Here is a 24,411-nt window from a genome sequence, read left to right on the forward strand (position 1 = left end):
TGGTGCAGTTTTTATTATAAAAGCACTAAGGGAGGTCGTTCCTCCTAAGATTTAGGAGAATTATACGGTATTTGGTATTTATTTAGGGCGTTTTTTACATTTAATGACCCAAAATACACCTATAAAAAATAGGGCTTTTAAAATTTAAAGCCCTACAAAATCAATTTCCTAAAAGCAAATTAAAACTTAAATCTCAGCCCTACCCCATAAAGCCAACCTTTTTCCGCATCACTTTTCAGTTGCCACGCTGTTTCAGCATTGCCTTTAGCGTATTCATAAGCAATATCAAGATATGGCATGACTTTTTTACTGATTTCATAACGGGTTTCGATGCCTGCGGTCAAATTGCTTAAACCTGATTTTTTGGCATATTTAGAATCATCCGAAAATACCACATCCAAATCCAAATAAGGTTGAATAATCAATTTCTGTGTCAGCAACAAATCCCGTTCTGTTTCCAGACTAAGCCCTGAATAGTTATCTGCACCAGCATACAAATAAGCATTTGTTTCAAAGAAATAGGGGGCTAAACCATGCAAACCAAAGACAGCATCCAACTTTTCTTCGGTATCGCTATGTTGTGCATCGAGCTTGATTTTTTCTACCCGATAACGTGCCCCCACTTGCACATCCCAAAAATCTGAAATCATACGACTGTATAAGGCTTTTACATCATATTCAGCATCATGAGATTCATGCTTATCAATATGCGCTTTGATAAATAATTTGTTTTCATCTGTGCCGATTCGGGTTTCAAGTTCAGACTTTAACGTCCCTTGATCATCTTCATTGACCAGCCATTTCTGATCAATCGTTGTCACTGTATAAACCTGTGCACCATGTTCTTTACGATGATCATGGCCTTGATGCTCTGCAGATAGAGATGTGGTTTGTAAATGTGAAGTTTGGTGCTGTGAATGATCTACTGTTATCTTTTCTGATGCGGCAGTCGATACAGTGGCTGTCTTTGTTTGCATCTCTGCATGCTTCATTTTTGAATGATCCATTCCTGCATGATGCATTTGCGAGTGATCAACCATTTCACTATTTGCCGTCGTTGCGGTTGGCGATACTGACATCATTGCATGATCTTGATGTGCCAACACCGAGCTACTAAACATCAATAACGAACTTGCTAAAACAGTATGTGGAAATAACTTAGTGATGTGCATGTTGATCTCCTTGCTGTTTAGCTGTGTTGGATGGTGTTGCATTAATTTTTTCAATCGTTGTGGTCGCTGTCTCAGCGTCAGAAACTTGAGCAACGATCAACTTATTCATCATTCCTGCACTCATGTGATAGAGCAAATGGCAGTGAATCGCCCACTCTCCTAGCTCATCCGCAGTCAATAGTGCAGTCACTGTTTTTGCAGGTGGTACAACAATGGTATGTTTGTTTGGCATATCCACCGCAGGCTGACCATTTTCCAACTGCATAAACATGCCATGTAAATGCATCGGGTGCGCCATCATGCTGTCATTGATAAATTTAATGCGGATACGCTCGCCATATTTCACTTTTAAAGGTTCGGCATCACTGAATTTTTTGCCATTAATGGTCCAAATATAACGCTCCATCGTTCCGCCTAAACGTATCACCAGCTCACTCGTTGGTTCACGTGTATCGGACTGTGGTGTTAAAGATTTTAAATCGCTATATTGCAATGCCTTATCACCTTTCGGTGTTGATGCATTTGCCCAGCCTTCCACGACTACATCTGATTGCTCAGATGCTATATTTTGATGTGGTGCATGATCCTTCGTATGGTCAGTGGTGTGTATATTTTCCTGCTTCTCTACTTTTTGATGAGCAGAATGATCCATGCCTTGCATTGCATTATGATTCATCTTTGAATGGTCGATACTTGCATGCTCACCACTTCCATGCCCCATATCTGCCATACTGAGCAAAGCTCTTGGACGTGCTTGAGGCATGTGAATCCCATGCATATTTGCAGTCAGCGCATTATGCAAAGTGCCGATGGCAAAACCTGAACGGTCAATAGATTCTGCTTCGATTTGATAATGATCAGCTTTCGGTTCAACCAACACATCATAGGTTTCTGCGGTGCCAATACGAAACTCATCCACAGCGATAGGTTGGACAGGTTGACCATCAGCGCCTACCACCATCATTTTTAGGTTGGGAATACGTACATCAAAAAATGACATGGCAGACGCATTGATAAAACGTAAACGTACTTTTTCATTTGGCTGAAACATGCCTGTCCAGTTCTGCTCAGGCGTTTTACCATTGATCAAAAAAGTATAGCCTGTCACATCGGACAAATCAGTTTTTAGCATTCGCATCTGATTCCACATTTTGCGGTCAGACCATGTGGCTTTGATGCCATCACGCTTCACTTGCTTCCAGACATCGCCCAAAGTTTCACGCTGATTTTGATAATATTCGGCGGAAATCTTCAGATCTTTTTGAATTTGCTCACTGGTTTTTTCGTGAAAATCAGACAACATCACCACATAGTCACGCTCAGTTTTTTCATGCTCAGCCAGTGGTTTTTTGCCTTTGGGATAAATCACCAAAGCACCGTATAAACCATCCTGTTCTTGACCTTTGGAATGGGCGTGATACCAATATGTACCACTTTGGCGAACTTTGAATTTATAGACAAAATCGCCTTGTGGCTTGATGCCATTGAAGCCATTAAAACCCGGTACGCCATCCATAATTCCAGGCAACAATAACCCATGCCAATGAATGGAAGAATCCTGATTTTTTAAATGATTATGCACATGAATAACGGCATCATCCCCTTCCTCAAACTCAAGTAAAGGTGCAGGAAACTGACCATTTACCGTAATTCGTTTGAATGCTTTGCCTGTGACATTAACCATCCCTTCATCAATGCTTAGATGGTATTCTTTGACCGCTGCAAAACTCCATGTAGAAGACAAGAGCGCAGCAGTAACGATGATGCTTTTTGAAAATTGAATAGACATAACTCAACCTTAATTTCTGAAATTATTTAAAAAATAATGCTTCGGGAAATAAGGCTAAGCTTTTGGAGGACGTAGAATTTCTTGCCAGTGCCCAACAAGATGTTGTGCTTGGTAATGGCTTTGTAAGCCATTTTTTTCTAGATTGTCTTGAGGAGCAAGCAGTTTTGGAAGATCTGCATTAAACCAAACGATCGAAGACTGACAGAAAAATAACGCACAATCCTGACAATCCACATGTTGTGCGTGTTGGGTTTGAATCAATTGCGTATGGCAGTCTTGTAACGCTTGCATGTGTTGAGTAGGGTTATGCTGCGTATCTTGCGTTGCAGCTTGCTGCACATCTATACAATGATTTTTCATGTCTTGTACAGACATGCCCAGCATCGAACTTTGTCGTTGATGCGAAGTAGACTGATGCTCTGCTTGCTGATGTTGCATTTGCATATTGATCTGCATGGCATTTACCGATGCAATAGACACACCACTGTATCCTATGGCAAACACCATAAGACAAACAAACCACACCTGTTTGCAGAGTTGTGTCAACATCATCTATCAGTCAATTGAGAATCGCTATTGTTTAAGCATAACTAATAATCAAGGCAGTAGCAAATATTATCCTGTATTCCCCGCTCCTTTGTATTAAAAGATTGCAGCAATGCAATGTTGAAGAATTAGGCGAGTCTTTTTTGAACTTTCTATTTAAAATAAAAAGCTGATTTTCCATTTTATATAAACAAAAAGAGCCCGATTTGAGCTCTTTTTAAACTTATTTTGTATAAGCACTAAGCAATTGATCATGCTTTGTTTAAACTATAAACACTTTATCGACATGCTTATCAACACAGTTATCCATATAGTTATCTTCAGACTTATCCACAATTTTATCCATACGATTGTGATTAACTCTAAGCGTGTTGTGAACCTACCAATGCCAACTCAGCACGCATTTCATCAATCACAGCTTTATAATCGTCTTTACCAAAGATTGCTGAACCTGCGACAAACATATCCGCACCTGCTTCCGCAATTTCACGAATATTGCTCGGTGTTACGCCACCATCCACTTCCAAACGAATATCACGACCCGATGCATCAATAATTTTACGTGCTTGGCGTAATTTTTCTAAAGTCATTGGAATGAATTTTTGTCCACCAAAACCTGGATTCACACTCATTAACAACACTTGATCGACTTTATCTAAAACATAGTCCAAATAATGCAATGGCGTAGCTGGATTAAATACCAAACCTGCTTTTGCACCACCATCTTTAATCAACTGTAAAGAACGGTCAATGTGGTCTGTCGCTTCAGGATGGAACGTAATAATATCCGCACCTGCTTCTAAGAAATCACCAATCATACGATCAACAGGTGACACCATAAGATGCACATCAATCGGTGCTTTGATTCCATATTTTTTTAAAGCCTTACATACACCTGCACCAAAAGTCAGGTTCGGTACATAATGGTTATCCATCACATCAAAATGCACAACATCTGCACCTGCTGCTAACACATTGTCAACTTCTTCGCCTAAACGAGCAAAGTCAGCAGATAAAATTGAAGGTGCGATTAAAAATGGCTTGGACATGGATCAACCTAGCTTGAAAATGGATTTTCAAAATTATAGCAAATTTCTCGTTAAACTTTGCTGAAAATACCTCCGATAAATCATGAAACGCTCTGTCAGCATTGCAATACTGCAACGAAGCGTTCTATTTAAATAACAGCATCACTCGCTATTTTTTGTTAGCTTTGAACAACCATAAGGAGTAAATGAGAATGAAAAGCAATACTATTATTTTAACTAATGATGCCAAACGCATCGCCAAGCGTTTATTGAACCATTGGAAGCATAAGTTTGAGGTTGCTGAAACAGATGAAAAGTTGAGTATTTTTATGCCCGATGCAACAGTGAATCTCTCCCCTCAACAGGATAGTCTTGTGGTTGATTTAGAAACAGAACGAGAAGATTATGCTCAGCTAGAACACATCATTATTGAGCATTTAAATCGTATGGCACAGCAGGAGTTTTCTGTAGAATGGCAACATCAAGCTTAAAACCAAGTTTGATGTTTCAGTAAAATAGTCTTTAAAAATCCTCTTTAAATTATTTGGATTTTTTCTGCTTTTGCTCAAAATTACGCACCATTTTTATACGTTCTTCCGTTGCAGGATGTGATTCAAATATTTCAAGCACTCGATCTATGTGTGAATCTGTTTCCGATGCCTCTGTTTTTTGCTGGGCTTTGCCAGACTTTTCTTTGTCGTCCTTAGTATCCGCATTTTCATACTCATCACTTAGACGTTGCAACAGATTTGCAAAATGTTCAACTTCAATATGTTGACGATCCATCAAATTTAAAGCATACAGATCTGCTTCTTGTTCAAACTTACGTGAGTATTTCGCCCCTAACATGGCAGCAGGCAAAGAGCTAAACAAATCGGAACTGTCTCCCGTAATCGCAATATACAACACGCTCATGCCTAGACTCGACAAACCTTGCTGTAAGCTATGGCGTTCGATCAAATGCCCTTGTTCATGCGCAAGCACCCCTAAAATCTCTTGATCACTATGTGCAAGTTCAACTAATTCATCTGTGACAATGATCGTGTTGTTAGGTAAAGCGATTGCATTTGCACCAAGCTCGCTGCCTTTTCTAAACAGGAGTTTGGCAGGACGACCTTCTGCAATTTTTTCTAAATATTGCTTACGAATCTGTTCTTGTTGTCCTTTGGCAAGCTTACTCGGTTCAGTCCAATATTTATCGACATACGCTTCTGCTTCATCGCCTAAACGTTGCATACTATTTTCAGGCAATTGAAAAGCAACATAATGTGAAGCTGCTGGAATACCCCATTTCACTAAAGCAAAACCGAAAAACACAACAAACACCACACTAAATAAAATCAGTGCAGGTGAACGTTCTAATTTCCAAATCGAACCATACACTTTTTTAGGACCGATCTGAAACCATTCTGGTAAATGGTCTTGAAATTCAATCCGTGCATCATCATTCAACTCAACCACAGGCTTAAGCTGCCCCAAAGCCCCGATCAACTGCATATCAGCATATTGATAATGACGCACCAATTGCTGATGTTCACCATAACGCACCTGAACGCTGTGCTCATCTAGCGCATACACTTGCGCTTGGTGTGGTTTAGACACCACACCATCATAAAAAACGACCTGTACAGATTGCGTCATGTGGTTTTCAGCTCATGTAAATTAAAGTGAAACATCAATATCAAAAATATCGCTGATTTCTTCTGCCAAAGCACTATGGTCAGCTTGTGCCAAATTCATCATCTGATCAGGGTCATCCAGTAAGATCAGACTTAAAGAATCAACTTTGTATCTATAAATTCGAATCGCTGCCCAAGCTGACATCAAGCCCAATGACAAAATTTTAGCAATCCAATTGGTTCCAACAATCCATGCATAACGCCATTGGTTGCAATCGGTGGCAAATTTGCTATTTCCAATGACCGTGTTGTTCCATGTTGTAATAAATACGCGTGCGCTTATTAATGGATAAATAAACAAACCTGCGATCACATAGCCTAAACCAAAGATCGCGAAAAAAGCCTGCGGATTTGATAATCCACCGATGACAGCACCAACAATGCCTAGAACAAAAAGTACCCCCATAAACATAAATACAGGAATATAAACTGCTCGCATATAATCAGACCATTCTGCTTGCAACTTAAATTTTAGCTGCCCTGCATATAAATGATTGATGCAATAACTTTTATACAACCAAATCATCACAGGGAAAAATATACCTAGCGTAAAAATATAGATGCCGATACATTTTAAGAAAACCATATAGGCTTGTTTGGTTGTTCCTGCAAAATAAAATCGACTATTGGCATATTTACTGTTTCGTGCTGTAAAGCGAATGGTCGCTCGAATCAACCACGGTACAGCAAGATACAGAATGACAAATCCGATCAGTGTTGCTGTAATGGAATATTGTGAAATCACTGAAATCGCAGCATAAATTCCGAGTGCAATCAAACGCCCGATTAAGATTTTTTTGGGTACCCCTGTAAAATCAAAGCGTCTTCTAAAAAATTCGGTATTGCCATAAAAGTAGCGTAAGCGACGCACTTTTGCCCAAGGTGCATAGAGGCTCAAGGTTACGATGGTCAGTAAAATATTTACGATCCAAATCCCAAAGTACTCCATCGCATCGCCATGAAATTTGAAACGGCGAACACGTCCAAAACTTGGTGTTGTTGGTGCATCATCAGGAGGAAGATCAGCGTTTTTGGTCAGGCTTAGACCACTGGTATTTGGAAATGGTGGTGGTATTTGTTCTTGCATCATTTTCTCTTATTTTTAATAGATCATGTTCATAAAGACAATCGTGAAACAATATTTTGAATTTAAGCAAATCGAGTGTATAGATTTTTCCAATTAAAATAAATAGTGTATTTTTATTCGAGTAGTCTCTTCCTATTCAATAGCTAAGTGCGGTTTGTATGGTTGTTTTGATTATTTTGTTAAGTAAAAACTGAATTATTTTAAAACTTAAAGTAATTATTTTTCATAGTTTTTTGCCAATATAAAACTAAGAAATTATGTTGTGTTGCATAAACCCTTGTTTAGCGCTCATTAAAAAAGCGCAAGTTCGGCTGTATTGGCTGCACTACTTACAGCGATATAACGTTTTTCTTCTTCGGCTTTTTGTTCGGGGGATTTTTTGGTCATACTATTTACTTTTATTTAATAACTCTAGAAATAGTAGACTTCTTGCGCTAGTCAAAATTCGAGCAGACATGACCTTTATTTTATAAGTTATTGCATAAAGTGCAAATGGTTAAAAAAACTACTTTCGCAAGAGGTCTAGTAAATTGCATGACCTGATAAAGCAGTTTATTTATTATCAATTTTAACTAATAATGGTGGTATTTAGGCAAATATATTTTACAAAATATCCTAATAGCTACTACTCCTATATGGGAAATATTGAATATTACCAATAATACATTCAGCAATTGCCCATAAATTTCTGTCTTTAAACCTCATTAATTCCTCTTAGAATAAAAACCCTACATAAATGTAGGGTCTATTTATAACAATATAAAATACTTTTAGCTCAAATTATCAAGCCACATTCCCTTCCACAAAATCCTTTGCAAAGCTTTACAGTACAAATCTTATTTATAGAATTGTAAAACTAAAGTTCGTTTCTTTGATTCTTTTACTTAGAATATGATTTTGATTAAATTCATATCCTATTTTGTGTTCATTTATAATCTTCAAACATGTTTCTTCCTCCACAGCACGATGTACCCCTACGCACCAAAATGTACGTATACAATTATGTTCACTTGGTTTCAATGAGTGAAATTTATTTAAATCTTTCATCATTGCTGTGATACAGCTTTTTGCTGACTTAGCTTGTTTTAATTCTACCGCTATCATTGTTTCAGTTGATTTATTTCTCTCTTTTAACCAAAAATCAATTATTCCCTTATCTTTTAATTTCTCCACTCTCTTATCTATCGAACAAGGCACTTCCCTTACCCACTCCCTCACATTCTCTTGTTTATCAAAGAAAAATGACAGCTCAATTTGCAACCATATTTCCCAACCAGTTATGTTTTTTTCTTCAATTAAATTTAAACGATCTCTAATATTCTTTTGTGTAAAAAATTTCTCAAACAAATTAGATAAAAATTCAAAATCGCCATTTAAAATTCTATTGTTCATTTTTTTCTCAAATAAAAACCCCACATTAATGTAGGGTCTTTTTACAACAAAATCAATTATTTCAGCTTAGAGTCTTAAGCCACATTCCCTTCCAAGAAATCCTGTGCAAAGCGTTGTAACACACCACCCGCTTCATACACATGCACTTCTTCTTCCGTATCCAAACGACACGTTACAGGCACTTTAATGATTTCATTTTGACCATTTTCATTTGAACGCTCAACCACCAAAGTCAGATCAGAACGAGGTGCAATATTACCAATCACACTATAAAGCTCAGTACCATCTAACTTTAACGTTTTACGATCTGTACCTGCTTTAAACTCAAGCGGTAACACGCCCATACCCACCAAGTTGGTACGGTGAATACGCTCAAAACCTTCCGCAACAATCGCTTCAACACCTGCAAGACGTACGCCTTTCGCTGCCCAGTCACGGCTAGAACCTTGACCATAATCTTTACCAGCAATAATGATCAAAGGTTGCTTACGATTCATATAAGTTTCGATCGCTTCCCACATACGCATCACTTCGCCTTCAGGCTCAACACGTGCTTTAGAACCTTGCTTAATGGTACCGTCAGAGCGAACCACCATTTCATTAAACAACTTAGGATTTGCCAAAGTTGCACGCTGTGCAGTCAAATGGTCACCACGATGCGTTGCATACGAGTTAAAGTCTTCTTCTGGCACGCCCATTTTCGCCAAATACTCACCTGCTGCCGAATCCAACACAATCGCATTCGATGGTGACAAATGGTCAGTGGTAATGTTGTCAGGTAAGATTGCAAGCGGACGCATATTTGACAAAGTACGTGGTGCAGCCAAAGCACCTTCCCAGTATGGTGGACGACGGATATAAGTACTTTGTGGACGCCAATCGTACAATGGACTCGCAGCTTGTTCACGCTCACCCAAATCAAACATCGGGATATACACTTTTTTGAATTGCTCAGGCTTAACTGCTTCTTTCACCAATGCATCAATTTCTGCATCAGATGGCCAAATGTCTTTTAGATAAATTGGATTACCGTCTTTGTCTGTGCCTAAAGCATCTTTTTCGATGTCAAAACGAATCGTTCCTGCAATCGCATAAGCAACTACTAATGGTGGAGAAGCTAAGAACGCTTGTTTTGCATAAGGATGGATACGACCATCAAAGTTACGGTTACCTGAAAGTACCGCAGTTGCATACAAGTCACGATCAATAATTTCTTGTTGAATCACAGGGTCTAATGCACCAGACATACCATTACAGGTTGTACATGCATATGCCACGATCCCAAAACCAAGTTTTTCTAAATCTTTTAAAACGCCAGCTTCTTCAAGATATAACGCTGCTGCTTTAGAACCTGGTGCAAAAGATGATTTCACCCACGGTTTACGCACTAAGCCCAACTCATTTGCCTTACGAGCCAACAAACCTGCCGCAACTGTATTACGTGGGTTAGAGGTATTGGTACATGAAGTAATCGCAGCGATAATAATTGCACCATCTGGCATTAAGCCTTCCGCTTCTTGTGCACGTGCAGCATCTAAGTTACCTGCGATGCCTTTTTCTTTTAAATCTGCCGTGGATACACGTGCATGTGGGTTTGATGGACCTGCGATATTACGTGTGACCGTTGAAAGGTCAAAGCGAAGTACACGTGGATATTCTGCTTGCGTCATATCCGCTGCCCAAAGACCGATTTCTTTGGCATAAGTTTCAACTAATTTTACTTGTTCAGATTCACGACCTGTCAATGTTAAATAGTCAATGGTGTTTTGGTCGATGTAGAACATTGCCGCAGTTGCGCCATACTCAGGTGTCATGTTCGAGATCGTTGCACGATCACCCACTGACATACTGTCCGCACCTTCACCGAAGAATTCTAAATACGCACCCACAACACGCTCTTTACGCAAGAATTCTGTCAATGCCAATACGATATCGGTTGCGGTAATGCCTGCTTGACGCTGACCGACTAACTCTACACCGATGATGTCTGGCAGACGCATCCAAGACGCACGACCAAGCATGACATTTTCAGCTTCTAAACCACCTACACCAATTGAGATCACGCCAAGCGCATCAGTATGTGGAGTATGTGAGTCAGTCCCCACACAAGTATCAGGGAATGCCACGCCTTCACGGCTTTGCACCACTGGAGACATTTTCTCCAAGTTGATTTGGTGCATGATGCCATTCCCTGCTGGGATTACATCGACATTTTCAAAAGCGGTTTTTGTCCACTCAATGAAATGGAAACGGTCTTCATTACGACGGTCTTCCACAGCACGGTTTTTCTCAAAGGCATCTGGATCAAAACCACCGTATTCCACTGCCAACGAGTGATCGACGATCAACTGAGTTGGAACAACGGGATTCACTTTAGATGGATCACCACCTTGATCCGCAATCGCATCACGCAAACCAGCAAGGTCTACAAGTGCTGTTTGTCCAAGAATGTCATGACAGACCACACGTGCAGGATACCAAGGAAAATCATGGTCTTGCTTACGATTGATTAACTCTTTTAAAGATTGTTCGAGAATGGCTGGGTCACAACGGCGTACCAATTGTTCTGCCAATACTTTCGATGTGTATGGAAGTTTTGCATATGCGCCTGGCTGGATGTCTTCAACGGCTTGACGCACATCAAAGTATTCGAGCTGGGTACCTTGCAGGGGTTTACGGTAGTTGTTATTCATTGAATTGTGCCTCTTGCATCATTTTGTACTGCGTTCTCATGATTGGCATAGTACACTGCTGAAAAGCCATTTCCCAAATCTTTTATATTTCATAAGCTTAGATATAAAAACAAGGGTTTTAGACACATTTAGTAACAATTACTTTAAAATATTTGCGTTAAAACTGCATTTTTTTGAAAAATAGCGGAAAATAAACTTAATTCTTTAGTATTAGATTTCAATAAGTGAGTCATTTATGAGCGGTTTAGCTTTCTCCTCTTTCACTTTGGTCGGTGTAGATGCTCTCAAATTTTTACAAGGACAAGTCACTGTAAACGTTGAAGCTTTGACAGAAAATATCACACAGTACACTGCTATATGTGATTTGAAAGGTCGTATTCATTTTGGATTATGGTTAAAAAAACAAAATCCTGAAGAGTTTGAAATCGTAACCACGCAAGACCAAGCTGAAGAGTTTGCCAAACATATTCAAAAATATGGCGCATTTTCTAAGATGAAACTTGAGAAAGTAGGACAAGTTTTTCCAACAATTAATGGTTCTACAACTGACTTTTCTGCTATTGAAACTGATGTTTCGGCTTGGGAAGTTGCTGCGATTCAAAGCGGTCAAGCGTATATTGATCAAGCGATTGAAGGTGTTTTTCAACCTCAAGAGTTGCGTTTGCATCAGCGTAATGGTGTGAACTATGACAAGGGTTGTTATTTGGGTCAGGAAGTCGTGGCTCGTCTTTGGTTTAAGGCAAAACCGAAAGCGTGGTTACATGTGATTCAAGGCATAGGCACTGTCCCTGCTCAGGGCGAACAACTGAATAAAGGTGTGCAAGTGGTGAATAGCACGGCTTTTGAAAATGGTTTTATTGCACTTGTGGTTGCTCGTCCTGAAGCTTTAGAAGAGCTTGATGTGACTGTTTTAGATTTACCTGAAAGTTTAAGTGGTGATGTGGCGAGACCTCAATAAAGCGTTTTAAGCACTCACTTTTATTCTTAGCTACTTATAAAAATAAGTAGCTTTTTTAAATATATAAATAAATCATACTATTATTTTTACTAAAATCCGCATTATAATTAAGTCACTAATTTTCTAAGAAAAAATACCTCTAAAATATGATTCAGAATTTTAATGACCCAAAACATAAATTTATCGCACTCTATTATAGTGGATTTTCAGTATTTGCTGTTTTAATGATTTTTTACCTAATTGGTTTTTTTAATCTGTTTTCTCTTAGCAATATCATATATATTATATTATTAATCCAATTAGCCATTACTATTTACGGTAGTTATTTATATTGGAATCAAAGTATTAGAGGCTTAAAAATTCTCAAATGGATAAGCTTTAGTTTGATCTTCCTCATATGTACGCCTTATTTTTTATACATTCCAAATATTGCACTTATTTTTGGTTTTTACATAGAAACAACTCCTGATTCTTTTTTCTATTTACTAAAAGCACACATAGGCTACAACACGTCAATAACATTCAATACAGGTGGAACAATGCCTTGGGGTGTAGGTTTAAATTTTATTGAGTTAATTATGTTCATACGTTTTAGAAAAATTTTAAAAGAAACTCTTCAGCAAACTTTGAGATAAAAGAGTTACAAACTTCTCTCATTTATGATCATAATTTATAATTTACAACACCACAGCCAAAGCCAAAAAATTTGGCTTTTTAGAACGACTCTTTCCGCTTTACATAATAAACCACACCACCTCGATCATCCGAAAAATAAAATCATTTTTCATCTATTCTATAAATATCACAAGGGTGAACACTCACCATTTTATCGACTAAAAAAATCCATAAACGTTTTAAGCTTTTGCTCTTTACGGATAATTGTCATTTTATAGCCGTGACCAACCTTTACATCCATTGAATCATGCAGCACTTCTAAAAAGAGTTTTAAATTGCTTTGTCTATAATATTTTGATAGTACAATTTAAAAACTACTCTCCTCCAACATTCACATGATTAGTGAGAATAATCCCTTGTCCCAAACAAGGCTGTGCCGACACGCACCATAGTCGATCCAGCTACGATGGCGTCCTCCAGATCAGCAGACATGCCCATACTCAAAGTATCCCAATCTTCTGGATGCGCATGCTCGCCTTTTACAGTACCAAACAACTGTCTTGCCTCTGCAAAAGCTGCCGTATGATTCGGTGCAGGAATCACCATTAAACCACGTAATCTTAAATGAGGGAGCTGACTAATTTGTGCAACTAATTCCGCCACTTCATTGGGCTGGCAGCCATCTTTACTGTCCTGATCATCAATATTCACTTGCAAACAAATATTTAATGGTGCTTGTTCGGCTGTTCTTTGATTCGATAAACGCTCAGCAATAATCAAGCGATCTACACCATGCACCCAAGCAAATTTTTCAGCCAAATGCTTAGTTTTATTGCGTTGTACATGTCCAATAAAATGCCATTCGATAGCGAGGTCTTGCAGTTGTTCGATTTTTTCTAAAGCTTCTTGTAAATAATTTTCCCCAAATGCTCGCTGCCCTATTGTATACATTTCTTTTAATCGTGGACTTGGATGGGTTTTAGACACAGCCAATAATTGCACTTCTGAACTATCACGCTGAGCAGTTTGACAAGCTTGCTTAATTTGATCGAGTACCAATTCACGTGCGTGTTTTAAATCATTCATCGACGGTTATCTCATTTAAAAAAATTTTCAGCTTCCAAGCAAGGAAATTGTTGGTTATGCTGAGTGAAAGCCTTATTATTCTACAAAATAATTAAGTAAATAGGTTTTACTTTGGGGACATTATGGATATTACAGAATTACTAGCTTTTTCCGTTAAAAACGGTGCATCAGATTTACACTTATCAGCAGGTATGCCACCAATGATTCGTGTCGATGGTGAGGTTCGTCGCATCAACCTTCCTGCTTTCGAGCATAAAGATGTACATCGTCTTGTTTATGACATCATGAATGATAAACAACGTCGTGATTATGAAGAACAACTGGAAACTGACTTTTCATTTGAAGTGCCTGGCGTCGCACGTTTCCGTGTTAACGCATTTAACCAAAACCGTGGTGCTGGTGCAGTATTTCGTACCATTCCATCCAAAGTATTAACGATGGAAGATTTAGGTCTGGGACAAATCTTTAAAGATATTTGTGATTACCCACGCGGTATCGTATTGGTCACAGGTCCTACAGGTTCTGGTAAATCTACCACATTGGCAGCTATGCTGGATTATATCAATGACAACCGCTATGACCATATCTTAACGGTTGAAGACCCGATCGAGTTTGTACACCAATCTAAAAAATGTTTGATTAACCAACGTGAAGTACATCGTGATACACACGGCTTTAACGAAGCACTGCGTTCAGCGCTGCGTGAAGACCCTGATATTATATTGGTCGGTGAGATGCGTGACTTAGAAACGATTCGTTTGGCGCTTACTGCGGCGGAAACAGGTCACTTGGTATTTGGTACACTGCATACCACCTCTGCGGCAAAAACCATTGACCGTGTTATTGACGTATTCCCTGCTGAAGAAAAGGACATGGTACGTGCCATGCTCTCTGAATCTTTACAAGCAGTAATTTCACAGACGCTTTTAAAGAAAAATGGCGGTGGCCGTGTAGCTGCTCATGAGATCATGATCGGTGTACCTGCGATTCGTAACTTGATTCGTGAAAACAAAGTAGCACAGATGTATTCTGCGATCCAAACAGGTGCAAACTATGGTATGACCACATTGGATCAAAGCTTAAAAACGTTGGTATCCAAAGGCACGATTAGCCCGCAAGTGGCACGTACTGCGGCAAAACAGCCAGAATCATTCTTATAAGAACAACATAAATTTGGGGAATTAGAATGGATTTTAATGATTTGCTCAACATGATGATTGAGCAAAAAGCATCGGATTTGTTTATTACTGCCGATGTTGAACCATCAATGAAAATTAATGGTCAAATTGTACCTGTGGTCAAAACCAAGTTAACTGGGGAGTTAGTTGGACAGATCATTCATTCGATTATGACGGATAAACAGCGCAAAGAATTTGCTGACACACGCGAATGTAACTTTGCGATTGTCAATAAAGACAAAACAGCACGTTTCCGTGTCAGTGCATTTCAGCAACGTGACCAACCGGGGATGATTTTACGTCGTATCGAAACCACGATTCCAACGATGGAAGATCTGAAACTGCCACCGATCTTAAAAGATCTTGCGATGACCAAACGTGGCATTATCATTTTTGTTGGTGCGACAGGTACAGGTAAATCGACCTCTTTAGCATCATTGATTGGTTATCGAAATCAAAACTCCAAAGGTCATATCATTACCATCGAAGACCCGATTGAGTTTGTGCATGAACATGCAGGCTGTATTATCACGCAACGTGAAGTTGGTATTGATACAGATTCTTTTGAAATCGCCCTGAAAAATACCTTACGTCAAGCGCCTGACGTGATCTTGATCGGTGAGATTCGTTCTCGTGAAACGATGGATTATGCGATTGCTTTTGCTGAAACGGGTCATTTGGTTTTTGCAACCCTGCATGCCAACAACGCCAACCAAGCGATTGACCGTATTATTCACTTCTTTGAGTCTGATCGTCATAGCCAATTGTTTATGGATTTATCTTTAAACTTAAAAGCAATGATCGCACAACAGTTGATCCCAACACCCGATGGTAACTCACGCCGTGCAGCAATTGAGATTTTGATTAACTCGCCTTTAATTGCCGATTTGATTCGTAAAGGTGAAGTGCATGAGATCAAAGACTTAATGAAACGTTCACGTGAATTGGGTATGCAGACATTTGACCAAGCACTCTTTGACCTCTATAAAGCAGGTCAAATAACCTATAAAGACGCACTGAAACACGCTGACTCACCAAATGATTTGCGTCTACAAATTAAACTTGATGAAGAAGGTGGCGCACAGTTGTTAAATGCCAACAATAAGCTTACTTTTGATGGTCAATAAACAGTCAAGACGCTGATTTTTATCAAATAGCCACAAAAAAAGAGCAAATTTAAATTTGCTCTTTTTTTAATTTGTTGTATTTATGTGATCTTATTTCTTACGAAATGCATCTTGGCACTCTGGCTCATCACAATAACCATAAAGATTTAATGAATGACCTGTTAAATTGAAACCGTATTGTTCAGCCACTTTATGCTGCTCATGTTCAATAATATCATTTGTAAATTCAATGACTTTATTACAATTTTGACATACAAGATGGTCATGATGATCTTCTTGCATAATTTCAAAAACTGAATGGTTATTTTCAAAATGATGACGCTGAATAATGCCAGCCGCCTCAAACTGTGTTAACACACGATATACGGTTGCTAGACCAACATCTTCACCTTGTTCTAGTAATGTTTTATAAATGTCTTCCGCGCTCAAGTGATGTTGTCTTGAATTTTCTAATAATTCCAAAATCTTGATTCGTGGTAGGGTAACTTTAAGTCCAGCTTTGCGTAAATCTTGATTTGAAATAGCCATATACAAAGGTCTCTTAACAAATTTTAAGTTGGAATATGCAACAGAGTTGAGATGCAGTATGATCTATCCATCGATCAATTGCATCATAATTAATTTGGGATAGTGTAGCAAAATGCAAAAAATCATGCTGACGTTATTCGTCGCTTCTTTACTTGGTGGGTGTTCGGTATTCGGTGTGTATAAAGTAGACATCCCTCAAGGAACACCACTGACCCAAGCACAAGCCTCAAAAGTTCAGGTTGGTATGAATTATCAACAAGTTCGCTTTTTACTCGGTAGTCCAACTGTGACAGATCCATTAAATCCGTTACGTTGGGATTACCTGTATAACTATATCCCAGGAACTTATGCTAAAAAAGCCAAGATTCCAGCGGCACATGGTCAGCATTTAAAAATCTATTTTGACAACGCAGGCATCGTAAACAAAATAGAAGGCTTAGAAACCATACCTGAAACTCAACCAGGCTTACCTGCTTCCAAAGAAGCAATTTTGAATGCGCCACCACTATAGACACTTTCAAACAAAAAGAAACCCCTTTATTAGGGGTTTTTTATGATCAAGCGCATAGTTTAAAGCGATGAGCACAAGATTTGCTTATTTAGATAATAACTGACGATAGCGATTTCCACGACAATAACGTCCAACTGGATTGGCTTTGGCACGATTACGGCGAATGTCTTTCGGGTTAATGGTCAGCGCACGATAAATTTCAACTCGATCCCCTGCTTTTAATTGCTGGTTTTGATCAGTGATTTTGATACCAAAAATACCCAATTGATATTTTTCAGGTAATTCGATTTGTGCTTGGATTCCACTTTTTACAATCGCATCTAAAGCCGTCATGCCCTCTTCGAAAGTCACTGCAATATGAAACTGTTGGCTTGGGGTTGCATAAGCAACCCAAACTTTTGCTGCATGGGTTTGATTGAGCTCAGCCATTAGAACAACTGTCCAACAAATGCAATCATTGCCAGTACAATCGCCAAAGGTGTCACGATACGCACCGCAATACGCCAGATATTATAAAAAGCTTCACTGCTAAAATTCATAGCTTTACGCAAGTGACTAATTTTCATGATCCAACCTACAAAAATAGCGTAGATCAAACAAATCACTAAGCCCCATAACATCAAAATCGGATTGAAAATTGCTGCGATATTTGGAATTGCCCAAACAAATAATGCCACCAATAAGATCGCAAATTGTACAACAGGTGCAATTTGACGTTGACTTAGCTGTTCTTTAGCAAGCTGTAACAATAACGCAGCACTTACAATCGCAGCAAAAATCAGCGCAAATGCAGGAATTTGTGCAGTGATAGCAAAGAAACCAAATGCAATCACAGCGATGAGTTGTGCTAACCAAATCGGTAATACAGAGCTAGTCGCTTTCGTTTCTTTGGCATGTAGCGTGTTGGTTTGCCAATACAAACCTAAACCCAATCCACTCGCCACAAGTGCAAGAATCGTTGCATTGCCCCATTCTTTAAACTCAACTGGCGTGACATGCCACGGTTGTAGGGAGGTACCAAATACATTCGCAATCAACACAGAAGCAATCACACCCAACGCTGTCAGTAAAACTAAAATTTGGCGAGATAAAAATGACAACCCAAACGCAACCACAGCACAAATTACAAAAAACAGATTTGCCTGTAATCCGATCTGACTAAATTGTGAGGTGCTCGATGTGATATTTGCTAAAATTGCACCTGCAAGAAATGGAATAAATACAACAGAGAACCACCCCACAATACGCCATTTTTGTGAAGCATCAGCATCACGGGTCAAACTGCCCAATGCTGCAAGCGGACTTTGTTTTGAACGTTTTGCTAAAGCAATTTCTAAATACGTAATTGGCAATGCCAAAATTAGCATTGTTGCTAACCACAACAACCAAAAATCAATTTGTCGATCAACCTGAATACCTAAACTCGGTGCTAAACCGACAATAATCATAAATGACAAACAAAATGCCATGAGCGGCGATAACCATCGTGACATAGAATAATCCTGCATGAGGTGTTTCATAATAAGTGTTGCTATTTTGCCTTTGTCGACACTGAAAATCAAAGAATAGACAAAAAAAAGCAAACCAGTTATGGTTTGCTGCGCTAGTAAGTTTCTTCGTTATTATTTTTCATTCTTATTATGTGTTAAGAGAAAAAGCGTCGGAACCAATTCTTTCCTTTTTTCTTTTCATTTTCATGAATAATTCCAATCATATTTTGTTTCACAGCACCGACATAGTCAGCATCATCGTGTTGAATGTGATTAATTAGCCATTTTGCCAAAACTTCACTTAATTCATTTTCGATGGATTTTCCCGCTTCAAAATCTTTACGATAGCCTTCGATACGTTTAATAAATAAATCATGTACACGTTTATGTGGCACTTGATATTTATAGTTCGCTTCTTCTTGTAAGCTTTCTTCGAAAGTAAAATGAGATTGCGTATAATCAATGATATTATCTAAAACGTCTTTGATTTTTGCACGGTCAGAAATCACATCGATATTTTGTAAATCATTAATATAATCTAAAATTCGTTTGTGTTGATCATCAATAACTTCGATTCCTGTATTATATTCAGGAAGCCACTTCATACTCATACCAACACCCCATATAACTTAGAAAATATATCTACTTAGCGTCTTTATGATAAGCGTGAAACAAAAAAATAAAAATGAAGCATTTTAGTCGGATTTAGATAATTGTTTGACAAAAAAATATAATCTATTGTTTTATAGAACGATAAATAAATAGACCAACCAAAAGAGTAAAGTATTTTTTAACCAATTTAATGTTTTAAGTGATGCAAAATATTTAGAATATTTATTAAAAATAACTCATAAACATGTGAATTTTAAATATAAAATAAAGCCATTCAATTTATTATGTTTATTTTATTAAACTCATTTAAAAGTATATATAAAATACATCTCTATTCAAATATAGACTACATATACTTTTAAAGTTATTTTAATATTGATCAGCTTTTGTCACACGTTTTAAACTCGGATCTTCTGCTTCACGTTGTAAACGCTCTACCACTGTCATGGCTTGCTTGATTGGTTTTCCATGCTGAAATAAAATCATTTCACCCGCCTGATAAGCATGCCACACTTCATTATTGGTTAATGGTTCAGTGGTAATTACTGCCACTCGATCTTCAGGCGTGGTGACTTCACTAAAATCCACCTCTACATCTAAATCAATCAAACTGGCATGTTGAAATGGATATTCACGCACAATCCAATGGAGTTTTGTAGTTGCATAACTAAAAAGCGCTTGTCCGTTCGACAAACAAAAATTAAATGTGCCATGTTCTGCAATTTGCGGAGAAATTTCTTTTAGGGCGGTAAAAACCTCGTTTAAAGATGGTTCATGATAACCAAATTTTTCTACGAGTTTATCCAGTAAATAACAAAATGATAATTCACTATCTGTGTTACCTACAGGGGTAAAACGTCCTGAAAGTCGTGGATTAAAATCATGTAAATCACCATTATGCGCAAAAATCCACTGTCTACCCCATAGCTCACGAACAAAAGGATGTGAATTTTCTAGCGTGATTTTACCTTGTGTTGCTTTACGAATATGTGCAATGACATTTCTTGACTTGATTGGATAATTACGCACCAACTCTGCAATCGGAGACTCAACTGCGGACTGATTATCGACAAATAAACGGCATGCTTTATCTTCAAAAAATGCAATGCCAAAACCATCTGAATGATCAGAAGTAATCCCTGCCCGTTGTGAAAATCCACGGAAAGAAAAAGTAATATCTGTCGGTGTTGCGCAGTTCATTCCAAGTAATTGGCACATAATCATTCATTACAACATTAGCATGATGTGAACATTGTGCATGAGTCACACTTCGCTTGCAAATCTGAATATTTACAAACGAAATGTGTTTTACTGATTTTAACGGCTGACCATTTTATTCAGGACGAAGTTTTTTGCAATTTCATTGACATCTAAAAATACAAAATAATCTAAACAGTTAAATTGTTCATCATGATAAGCCTGTTGTGACAAGCGTGCTTTCATTTTCAAATATACGTCAAACAATTTTGGAATACGCTCATCTTGCGCAAAGCTAAACTCAGGATGAGTTGGCTCATAACTCGGTTTTGCAGGCACATCAATCGTTTGGTTTTTATTGAGTTTTTTAATGAATTGGTGTGTGTAATAGGCACGTGCTTTATTGTCTTCTAAACGAATACTCACACAGCCCATTAGATGTTTGGCTTTCATCTTCCATAACACCATTGGAACTAAATGTAACCACAAAATCGACAATGCCTTACCACTACGATAACGTGGATGAACACAGGTACGACCAATTTCCACAATATTATTTAAATGAGAAAATTGAGAAACATCAAACTCTTGAGCGCTATAACTGTTTGCTAAATCGTAGCCCTGAATCAGTTTTAAACGGGTATAAGCAACTATTTCATTGCTCCACTTATCACGCAACACTGCATGATGACAATCTAAATCATATAAGTCTTGATCTAAACCATTTTCGAACTGAATACCAAATTGCTCTGAGAACTGTACTGCACGAAACTTTTGAATTTCTTTAAGTTGCTTAATGTCTTCTGCCCATTCAAATTTATATTGGGTTTGTGGTTTTTTAGGACGTGTTAATGGAAAACTAATGTTTTGTCTATATTGATTTAATTTTGCTAACATAATTTAGAACTCCTTGTGCCTTTCATCACACTAGAGAATCTAAATGACAAACACATGACTAATTTATGAACATTAAAAAACACATGTATAAAAATATTGTTCAGTAAAATAAATGGCTTGTATTTTATTTTGATTAATTTTTACCCTAAACCAGTGAAACATTTAGCCTTAAAAATGACGCATTGAAAATTATTTTTTAAATCAGTGACTTTATTTTCTACTTATAAAACAAACAGTTTTTGTTGAAAATTAAAAAAGCCTGCACAAGGCAGACTTTTCTTCTTGCACATGTATTATATTTTACGCAGCAATAGATTTTGCGCGATTGGTAATCAATGTGCCCACGCCATGATCTGTAAAAATTTCCAGCAATGTTGCATGTGGAACACGACCATCGACAATGTGCGCACTGACCACACCACCTTTTACAGCATCCAAAGCACAACCAACTTTTGGAATCATGCCGCCATAAATCACCCCAGTTTCGATCAGATGATCAACTTCTTGAGTCGATAAACCTGTCAAAAGGTTTTTATTTTCATCCAAAACACCTGTGATATTGGTGAGTAAAATCAGTTTTTCTGCACCCAAGGCTTCAGCAACTTTACCAGCAACTAGGTCTGCATTGATGTTATAAGTTTTACCATCTTCATCTACACCCAAAGGTGCAATCACAGGAATAAAATCACTTTGGGTAAACATTTCCAACACATCCGTTTTAACCCCAGTGACTTCACCAACCAAACCAAGATCAATGTGTTGAACAGAACCGTCGTCTTGGACTTTTTCCATCAACAATTTTTTAGCACGTAATAAATTACCGTCTTTACCTGTCAAACCAATGGCACGACCACCATGTTTATTGATCAAATTCACAATGGATTTATTAACACTACCACCCAACACCATTTCCACAACTTCCATCGTTGCTGGATCAGTGACACGCATTCCATCAATACGGTCAGATTCACGACCAAGTTGTTTTAAGAATGAATCCACTTGTGGGCCACCACCATGGACCACAATCGGGTTAATGCCCACTGTTTTTAACAACACGATGTCACGGGCAAATGAACTTTCCAAAGCTGGATCAGTCATCGCATTGCCACCATATTTTACTACTAGCGTTTTACCTGAAAAGCGTTGGATATACGGTAAAGCTTCTGTCAAAATTTGCGCTTTGTCAGTGCCAGTATGTTGATGTGGCATTACGCCTCTCCCCTTCAGAAAATGGTAATTAATGAGCTTTCAAAATATCTTGAGCGATCATAGGATAATGATCGTGCAACATAGACGCAAATGTTCGTCGAATTTCATCTAAACGTGATGGACAATCTGCATCAAAACGGACTGTAAAAAACTCACCTGTATTTGATGCTCGAATAATGCCAAAACCATGATCAAAATCAAGTCGAATACCATCTATTTTTATTAATTCTGCACCATAGCCTGTACTGAGCTGTTCGATTTCACTCAAGACAGTTTTCGGGTTGGTGCTGTGAGTACTGATATAAGTATCTTCGGTATAACAACGCTCAGGATATGCAGACAAAACTTGCGATAAAGTCATGCCTGTTGGCAATTCACATAAATATTCCATCACTCTTAAAGCTGCATATAAACCATCGTCATAGCCTAAACCACGTCCATCATTAAAGACATAATGCCCTGCGTATTCACCGCCAAATACAGCCTGTCCTTTGGATTTGGTTAAATATTTGCGTAGAAAACTGCTGCCTGTACGGATCATGGTGGCTTTTCCACCAAGGTTTTCAATGGTTTGACGTACCATTGAAGAACATTTCACATCAAATACCACTTCTCTGTGTGGATTTGCATGCAAACAAATTTGTGCAAACAATGCCATCAAACGATCGGCAGAAATAATATGCGCATTTTCATCTAAAATAACGACACGATCGCCATCACCATCCAATGCAATGCCTAGATCAGCTTCATGATTTAAAATATTCTGACGTAATAGTTCTAAATGCGTTGCTTGAGATGGATCAGGCGCATGGTCAGGGAAATTCCCATCGGCATTACAGCGTAAGGCAATCACTTCACAGCCTAATTTTTTAAGAATAATGTGTGAGCAAAAGCCTGCCGAACCATTTAAACCATCAATGACCACTTTCAGCGGACGTTTTAAATAAATATCTCGCAATATCGCAGTTTGATATGCGGTACAAAACTCGGCTTTAATCTCATGTTTGACGCTTGGTAAGGCAACATTTAACTGATGTTGGGATAATAATTGTTCAGCATTATTTCCGATCGCTTGAATCATATCTGGGCATGGTGGCTCAGCATTAATGATCCATTTAATACCATTGTCTGTTTTGGGATTGTGACTTGCTGTGACAATGATGCCATTGCCTTGCGCTTTTCGTGCCGCAAAATACATTTGCGGTGATGAACAACAGCCTATCGAAATGACTTTAAAATCATGTTGTAAAAATACATTTTCAATAATTTTAGCAAAAATCGGACTGGTCAAGCGTGCATCATACCCAATTACAATTTGGTCTTGTTGCTGTTGTCGGTATTGATTGACTAATGCGTGTGCGATGCAATAAATCAATTCTGGTTTCAATAGCTCTACTTTTCCACGAATATCATACGCCCGAAAGATATGATGTGGAAATTCTAAGGAATTTATCATAAGCAATACTTCTAATGACTTTATCCCTCTAAATTGCCAGTCTTGGAGCAATCTCAAATTAATATTTTCAGGATATCAGTCAATTCTATTAAAATTGTATTCACACTATATGTAACATTATGTCTTATTTTAAATATAATTTTAGTTACATTATTGTAGAA

22 protein-coding genes and 1 pseudogene are annotated in these 24,411 nt (G+C 38.1%); 5 read left to right on the plus strand and 18 right to left on the minus strand.

Features of this window, described 5'->3' with window-relative positions:
• Nucleotides 1-179 precede the first annotated feature (179 nt).
• From HUS24_RS16595 to rpe, 4 genes are all read right to left on the minus strand, one after another.
• Nucleotides 180-1,172 carry a copper resistance protein B gene (locus HUS24_RS16595; protein ID WP_173913060.1) on the minus strand — a complete coding sequence of 331 codons (993 nt, stop codon included), beginning with the start codon at nt 1,170-1,172 and terminating at the stop codon, nt 180-182.
• Entirely contained in the window at nt 1,159-2,961 is a 1,803-nt protein-coding gene (locus HUS24_RS16600) for a copper resistance system multicopper oxidase (protein ID WP_173913061.1), read from the minus strand. The genes HUS24_RS16595 and HUS24_RS16600 overlap by 14 nt, the downstream gene beginning before the upstream one ends.
• 54 nt (nt 2,962-3,015) lie before the next feature.
• On the minus strand, nt 3,016-3,513 hold the full coding sequence (locus HUS24_RS16605; RefSeq protein ID WP_254433893.1) for a hypothetical protein: 498 nt from the start codon (nt 3,511-3,513) through the stop codon (nt 3,016-3,018).
• A 356-nt stretch (nt 3,514-3,869) separates the two neighbouring features.
• Nucleotides 3,870-4,556 carry a ribulose-phosphate 3-epimerase gene (gene rpe / locus HUS24_RS16610; RefSeq protein WP_173913062.1) on the minus strand — a complete coding sequence of 229 codons (687 nt, stop codon included), beginning with the start codon at nt 4,554-4,556 and terminating at the stop codon, nt 3,870-3,872.
• 191 nt (nt 4,557-4,747) lie between these two features.
• Here rpe and HUS24_RS16615 point away from each other — a divergent pair, with 191 nt between their 5' ends.
• The gene (locus tag HUS24_RS16615; protein ID WP_173913063.1) at nt 4,748-5,026 is read left to right on the plus strand and encodes a DUF2218 domain-containing protein; all 279 of its coding nucleotides are present in this window, start codon (nt 4,748-4,750) and stop codon (nt 5,024-5,026) included.
• A gap of 49 nt (nt 5,027-5,075) precedes the next feature.
• Here HUS24_RS16615 and HUS24_RS16620 read toward each other — a convergent pair whose 3' ends face one another.
• The 4 genes from HUS24_RS16620 to acnD form a co-directional block, all read right to left on the minus strand.
• Nucleotides 5,076-6,176 (minus strand): M48 family metallopeptidase, encoded by a 1,101-nt coding sequence (locus HUS24_RS16620; RefSeq protein ID WP_173913064.1) that lies wholly within the window; start codon nt 6,174-6,176, stop codon nt 5,076-5,078.
• A 21-nt stretch (nt 6,177-6,197) separates the two neighbouring features.
• Entirely contained in the window at nt 6,198-7,301 is a 1,104-nt protein-coding gene (locus HUS24_RS16625; RefSeq protein ID WP_173913106.1) for a YjgN family protein, read from the minus strand.
• A gap of 840 nt (nt 7,302-8,141) precedes the next feature.
• Nucleotides 8,142-8,693 (minus strand): hypothetical protein, encoded by a 552-nt coding sequence (locus HUS24_RS16630; RefSeq protein ID WP_173913065.1) that lies wholly within the window; start codon nt 8,691-8,693, stop codon nt 8,142-8,144.
• A gap of 74 nt (nt 8,694-8,767) precedes the next feature.
• Nucleotides 8,768-11,386: a Fe/S-dependent 2-methylisocitrate dehydratase AcnD gene (gene acnD, locus HUS24_RS16635; protein ID WP_173913066.1), complete on the minus strand. Its 2,619-nt coding sequence runs from the start codon at nt 11,384-11,386 to the stop codon at nt 8,768-8,770.
• 235 nt (nt 11,387-11,621) lie between these two features.
• Here acnD and HUS24_RS16640 point away from each other — a divergent pair, with 235 nt between their 5' ends.
• Nucleotides 11,622-12,344 carry a folate-binding protein YgfZ gene (locus tag HUS24_RS16640; RefSeq protein ID WP_173913067.1) on the plus strand — a complete coding sequence of 241 codons (723 nt, stop codon included), beginning with the start codon at nt 11,622-11,624 and terminating at the stop codon, nt 12,342-12,344.
• Between the two features lie 777 nt (nt 12,345-13,121).
• On the opposite strand, the pseudogene HUS24_RS17115 reads toward HUS24_RS16640, so the two are convergent.
• Both HUS24_RS17115 and HUS24_RS16645 read right to left on the minus strand, forming a co-directional pair.
• Nucleotides 13,122-13,284, minus strand: a pseudogene (locus tag HUS24_RS17115) (glucose/sorbosone dehydrogenase); the annotation flags it as partial.
• Nucleotides 13,285-13,358: 74 nt separating this feature from the next.
• A complete protein-coding gene (locus HUS24_RS16645) occupies nt 13,359-14,045 on the minus strand; it encodes a YggS family pyridoxal phosphate-dependent enzyme (protein ID WP_173913068.1) in 687 nt (228 codons plus the stop codon).
• A 122-nt stretch (nt 14,046-14,167) separates the two neighbouring features.
• On the opposite strand from HUS24_RS16645, the gene HUS24_RS16650 reads away from it, so the two are divergent.
• Together HUS24_RS16650 and HUS24_RS16655 are read left to right on the plus strand one after the other, a co-directional pair.
• Nucleotides 14,168-15,205, plus strand: coding sequence for a type IV pilus twitching motility protein PilT (locus tag HUS24_RS16650; RefSeq protein ID WP_065994224.1), 1,038 nt, complete (start codon nt 14,168-14,170; stop codon nt 15,203-15,205).
• 26 nt (nt 15,206-15,231) lie between these two features.
• Nucleotides 15,232-16,350: a PilT/PilU family type 4a pilus ATPase gene (locus tag HUS24_RS16655; protein ID WP_173913069.1), complete on the plus strand. Its 1,119-nt coding sequence runs from the start codon at nt 15,232-15,234 to the stop codon at nt 16,348-16,350.
• Between the two features lie 90 nt (nt 16,351-16,440).
• Here HUS24_RS16655 and fur read toward each other — a convergent pair whose 3' ends face one another.
• On the minus strand, nt 16,441-16,878 hold the full coding sequence (gene fur / locus HUS24_RS16660; RefSeq protein ID WP_173913070.1) for a ferric iron uptake transcriptional regulator: 438 nt from the start codon (nt 16,876-16,878) through the stop codon (nt 16,441-16,443).
• Nucleotides 16,879-16,990: 112 nt separating this feature from the next.
• Between fur and HUS24_RS16665 the strand changes: the two genes are divergently transcribed.
• Nucleotides 16,991-17,389, plus strand: a complete 399-nt coding sequence (locus HUS24_RS16665; RefSeq protein WP_065994227.1) for an outer membrane protein assembly factor BamE — start codon at nt 16,991-16,993, stop codon at nt 17,387-17,389.
• Nucleotides 17,390-17,473: 84 nt separating this feature from the next.
• Here HUS24_RS16665 and HUS24_RS16670 read toward each other — a convergent pair whose 3' ends face one another.
• From HUS24_RS16670 to HUS24_RS16700, 7 genes are all read right to left on the minus strand, one after another.
• Complete coding sequence (locus tag HUS24_RS16670) at nt 17,474-17,818, minus strand: RnfH family protein (protein WP_173913071.1); 345 nt, start codon at nt 17,816-17,818, stop codon at nt 17,474-17,476.
• On the minus strand, nt 17,818-18,897 hold the full coding sequence (locus tag HUS24_RS16675; RefSeq protein WP_217424368.1) for a hypothetical protein: 1,080 nt from the start codon (nt 18,895-18,897) through the stop codon (nt 17,818-17,820). Before HUS24_RS16675 ends, HUS24_RS16670 begins: the two co-directional genes overlap by 1 nt.
• A 137-nt stretch (nt 18,898-19,034) precedes the next feature.
• Nucleotides 19,035-19,490, minus strand: coding sequence for a bacteriohemerythrin (locus HUS24_RS16680; RefSeq protein WP_173913073.1), 456 nt, complete (start codon nt 19,488-19,490; stop codon nt 19,035-19,037).
• A gap of 370 nt (nt 19,491-19,860) precedes the next feature.
• Complete coding sequence (locus HUS24_RS16685) at nt 19,861-20,709, minus strand: class II glutamine amidotransferase (RefSeq protein ID WP_173913074.1); 849 nt, start codon at nt 20,707-20,709, stop codon at nt 19,861-19,863.
• Nucleotides 20,710-20,808: 99 nt separating this feature from the next.
• Entirely contained in the window at nt 20,809-21,585 is a 777-nt protein-coding gene (locus HUS24_RS16690) for a GNAT family N-acetyltransferase (protein ID WP_173913075.1), read from the minus strand.
• A 300-nt stretch (nt 21,586-21,885) separates the two neighbouring features.
• Nucleotides 21,886-22,794: an acetylglutamate kinase gene (gene argB, locus HUS24_RS16695; protein ID WP_173913076.1), complete on the minus strand. Its 909-nt coding sequence runs from the start codon at nt 22,792-22,794 to the stop codon at nt 21,886-21,888.
• A gap of 28 nt (nt 22,795-22,822) precedes the next feature.
• Nucleotides 22,823-24,250 carry a phosphomannomutase/phosphoglucomutase gene (locus HUS24_RS16700; protein WP_173913077.1) on the minus strand — a complete coding sequence of 476 codons (1,428 nt, stop codon included), beginning with the start codon at nt 24,248-24,250 and terminating at the stop codon, nt 22,823-22,825.
• Nucleotides 24,251-24,411 lie beyond the last annotated feature (161 nt).

The sequence above is a fragment of the Acinetobacter sp. Marseille-Q1618 genome (assembly GCF_902809855.1).
Taxonomy (GTDB): domain Bacteria; phylum Pseudomonadota; class Gammaproteobacteria; order Pseudomonadales; family Moraxellaceae; genus Acinetobacter.

Coding starts and splice junctions, on each gene's coding strand:
- fur (WP_173913070.1), bottom strand. CDS start 16,878: ATGGCTATTTCAAATCAAGATTTACGCAAAGCTGGACTTAAAGTTACC.
- HUS24_RS16700 (WP_173913077.1), bottom strand. CDS start 24,250: ATGATAAATTCCTTAGAATTTCCACATCATATCTTTCGGGCGTATGAT.
- HUS24_RS16655 (WP_173913069.1), top strand. CDS start 15,232: ATGGATTTTAATGATTTGCTCAACATGATGATTGAGCAAAAAGCATCG.
- HUS24_RS16595 (WP_173913060.1), bottom strand. CDS start 1,172: ATGCACATCACTAAGTTATTTCCACATACTGTTTTAGCAAGTTCGTTA.
- HUS24_RS16640 (WP_173913067.1), top strand. CDS start 11,622: ATGAGCGGTTTAGCTTTCTCCTCTTTCACTTTGGTCGGTGTAGATGCT.
- HUS24_RS16625 (WP_173913106.1), bottom strand. CDS start 7,301: ATGCAAGAACAAATACCACCACCATTTCCAAATACCAGTGGTCTAAGC.
- HUS24_RS16670 (WP_173913071.1), bottom strand. CDS start 17,818: ATGGCTGAGCTCAATCAAACCCATGCAGCAAAAGTTTGGGTTGCTTAT.
- argB (WP_173913076.1), bottom strand. CDS start 22,794: ATGCCACATCAACATACTGGCACTGACAAAGCGCAAATTTTGACAGAA.
- rpe (WP_173913062.1), bottom strand. CDS start 4,556: ATGTCCAAGCCATTTTTAATCGCACCTTCAATTTTATCTGCTGACTTT.
- acnD (WP_173913066.1), bottom strand. CDS start 11,386: ATGAATAACAACTACCGTAAACCCCTGCAAGGTACCCAGCTCGAATAC.
- HUS24_RS16680 (WP_173913073.1), bottom strand. CDS start 19,490: ATGAGTATGAAGTGGCTTCCTGAATATAATACAGGAATCGAAGTTATT.
- HUS24_RS16620 (WP_173913064.1), bottom strand. CDS start 6,176: ATGACGCAATCTGTACAGGTCGTTTTTTATGATGGTGTGGTGTCTAAA.
- HUS24_RS16665 (WP_065994227.1), top strand. CDS start 16,991: ATGCAAAAAATCATGCTGACGTTATTCGTCGCTTCTTTACTTGGTGGG.
- HUS24_RS16615 (WP_173913063.1), top strand. CDS start 4,748: ATGAAAAGCAATACTATTATTTTAACTAATGATGCCAAACGCATCGCC.
- HUS24_RS16600 (WP_173913061.1), bottom strand. CDS start 2,961: ATGTCTATTCAATTTTCAAAAAGCATCATCGTTACTGCTGCGCTCTTG.
- HUS24_RS16685 (WP_173913074.1), bottom strand. CDS start 20,709: ATGTGCCAATTACTTGGAATGAACTGCGCAACACCGACAGATATTACT.
- HUS24_RS16650 (WP_065994224.1), top strand. CDS start 14,168: ATGGATATTACAGAATTACTAGCTTTTTCCGTTAAAAACGGTGCATCA.
- HUS24_RS16675 (WP_217424368.1), bottom strand. CDS start 18,897: ATGCAGGATTATTCTATGTCACGATGGTTATCGCCGCTCATGGCATTT.
- HUS24_RS16690 (WP_173913075.1), bottom strand. CDS start 21,585: ATGTTAGCAAAATTAAATCAATATAGACAAAACATTAGTTTTCCATTA.
- HUS24_RS16645 (WP_173913068.1), bottom strand. CDS start 14,045: ATGAATGATTTAAAACACGCACGTGAATTGGTACTCGATCAAATTAAG.
- HUS24_RS16605 (WP_254433893.1), bottom strand. CDS start 3,513: ATGATGTTGACACAACTCTGCAAACAGGTGTGGTTTGTTTGTCTTATG.
- HUS24_RS16630 (WP_173913065.1), bottom strand. CDS start 8,693: ATGAACAATAGAATTTTAAATGGCGATTTTGAATTTTTATCTAATTTG.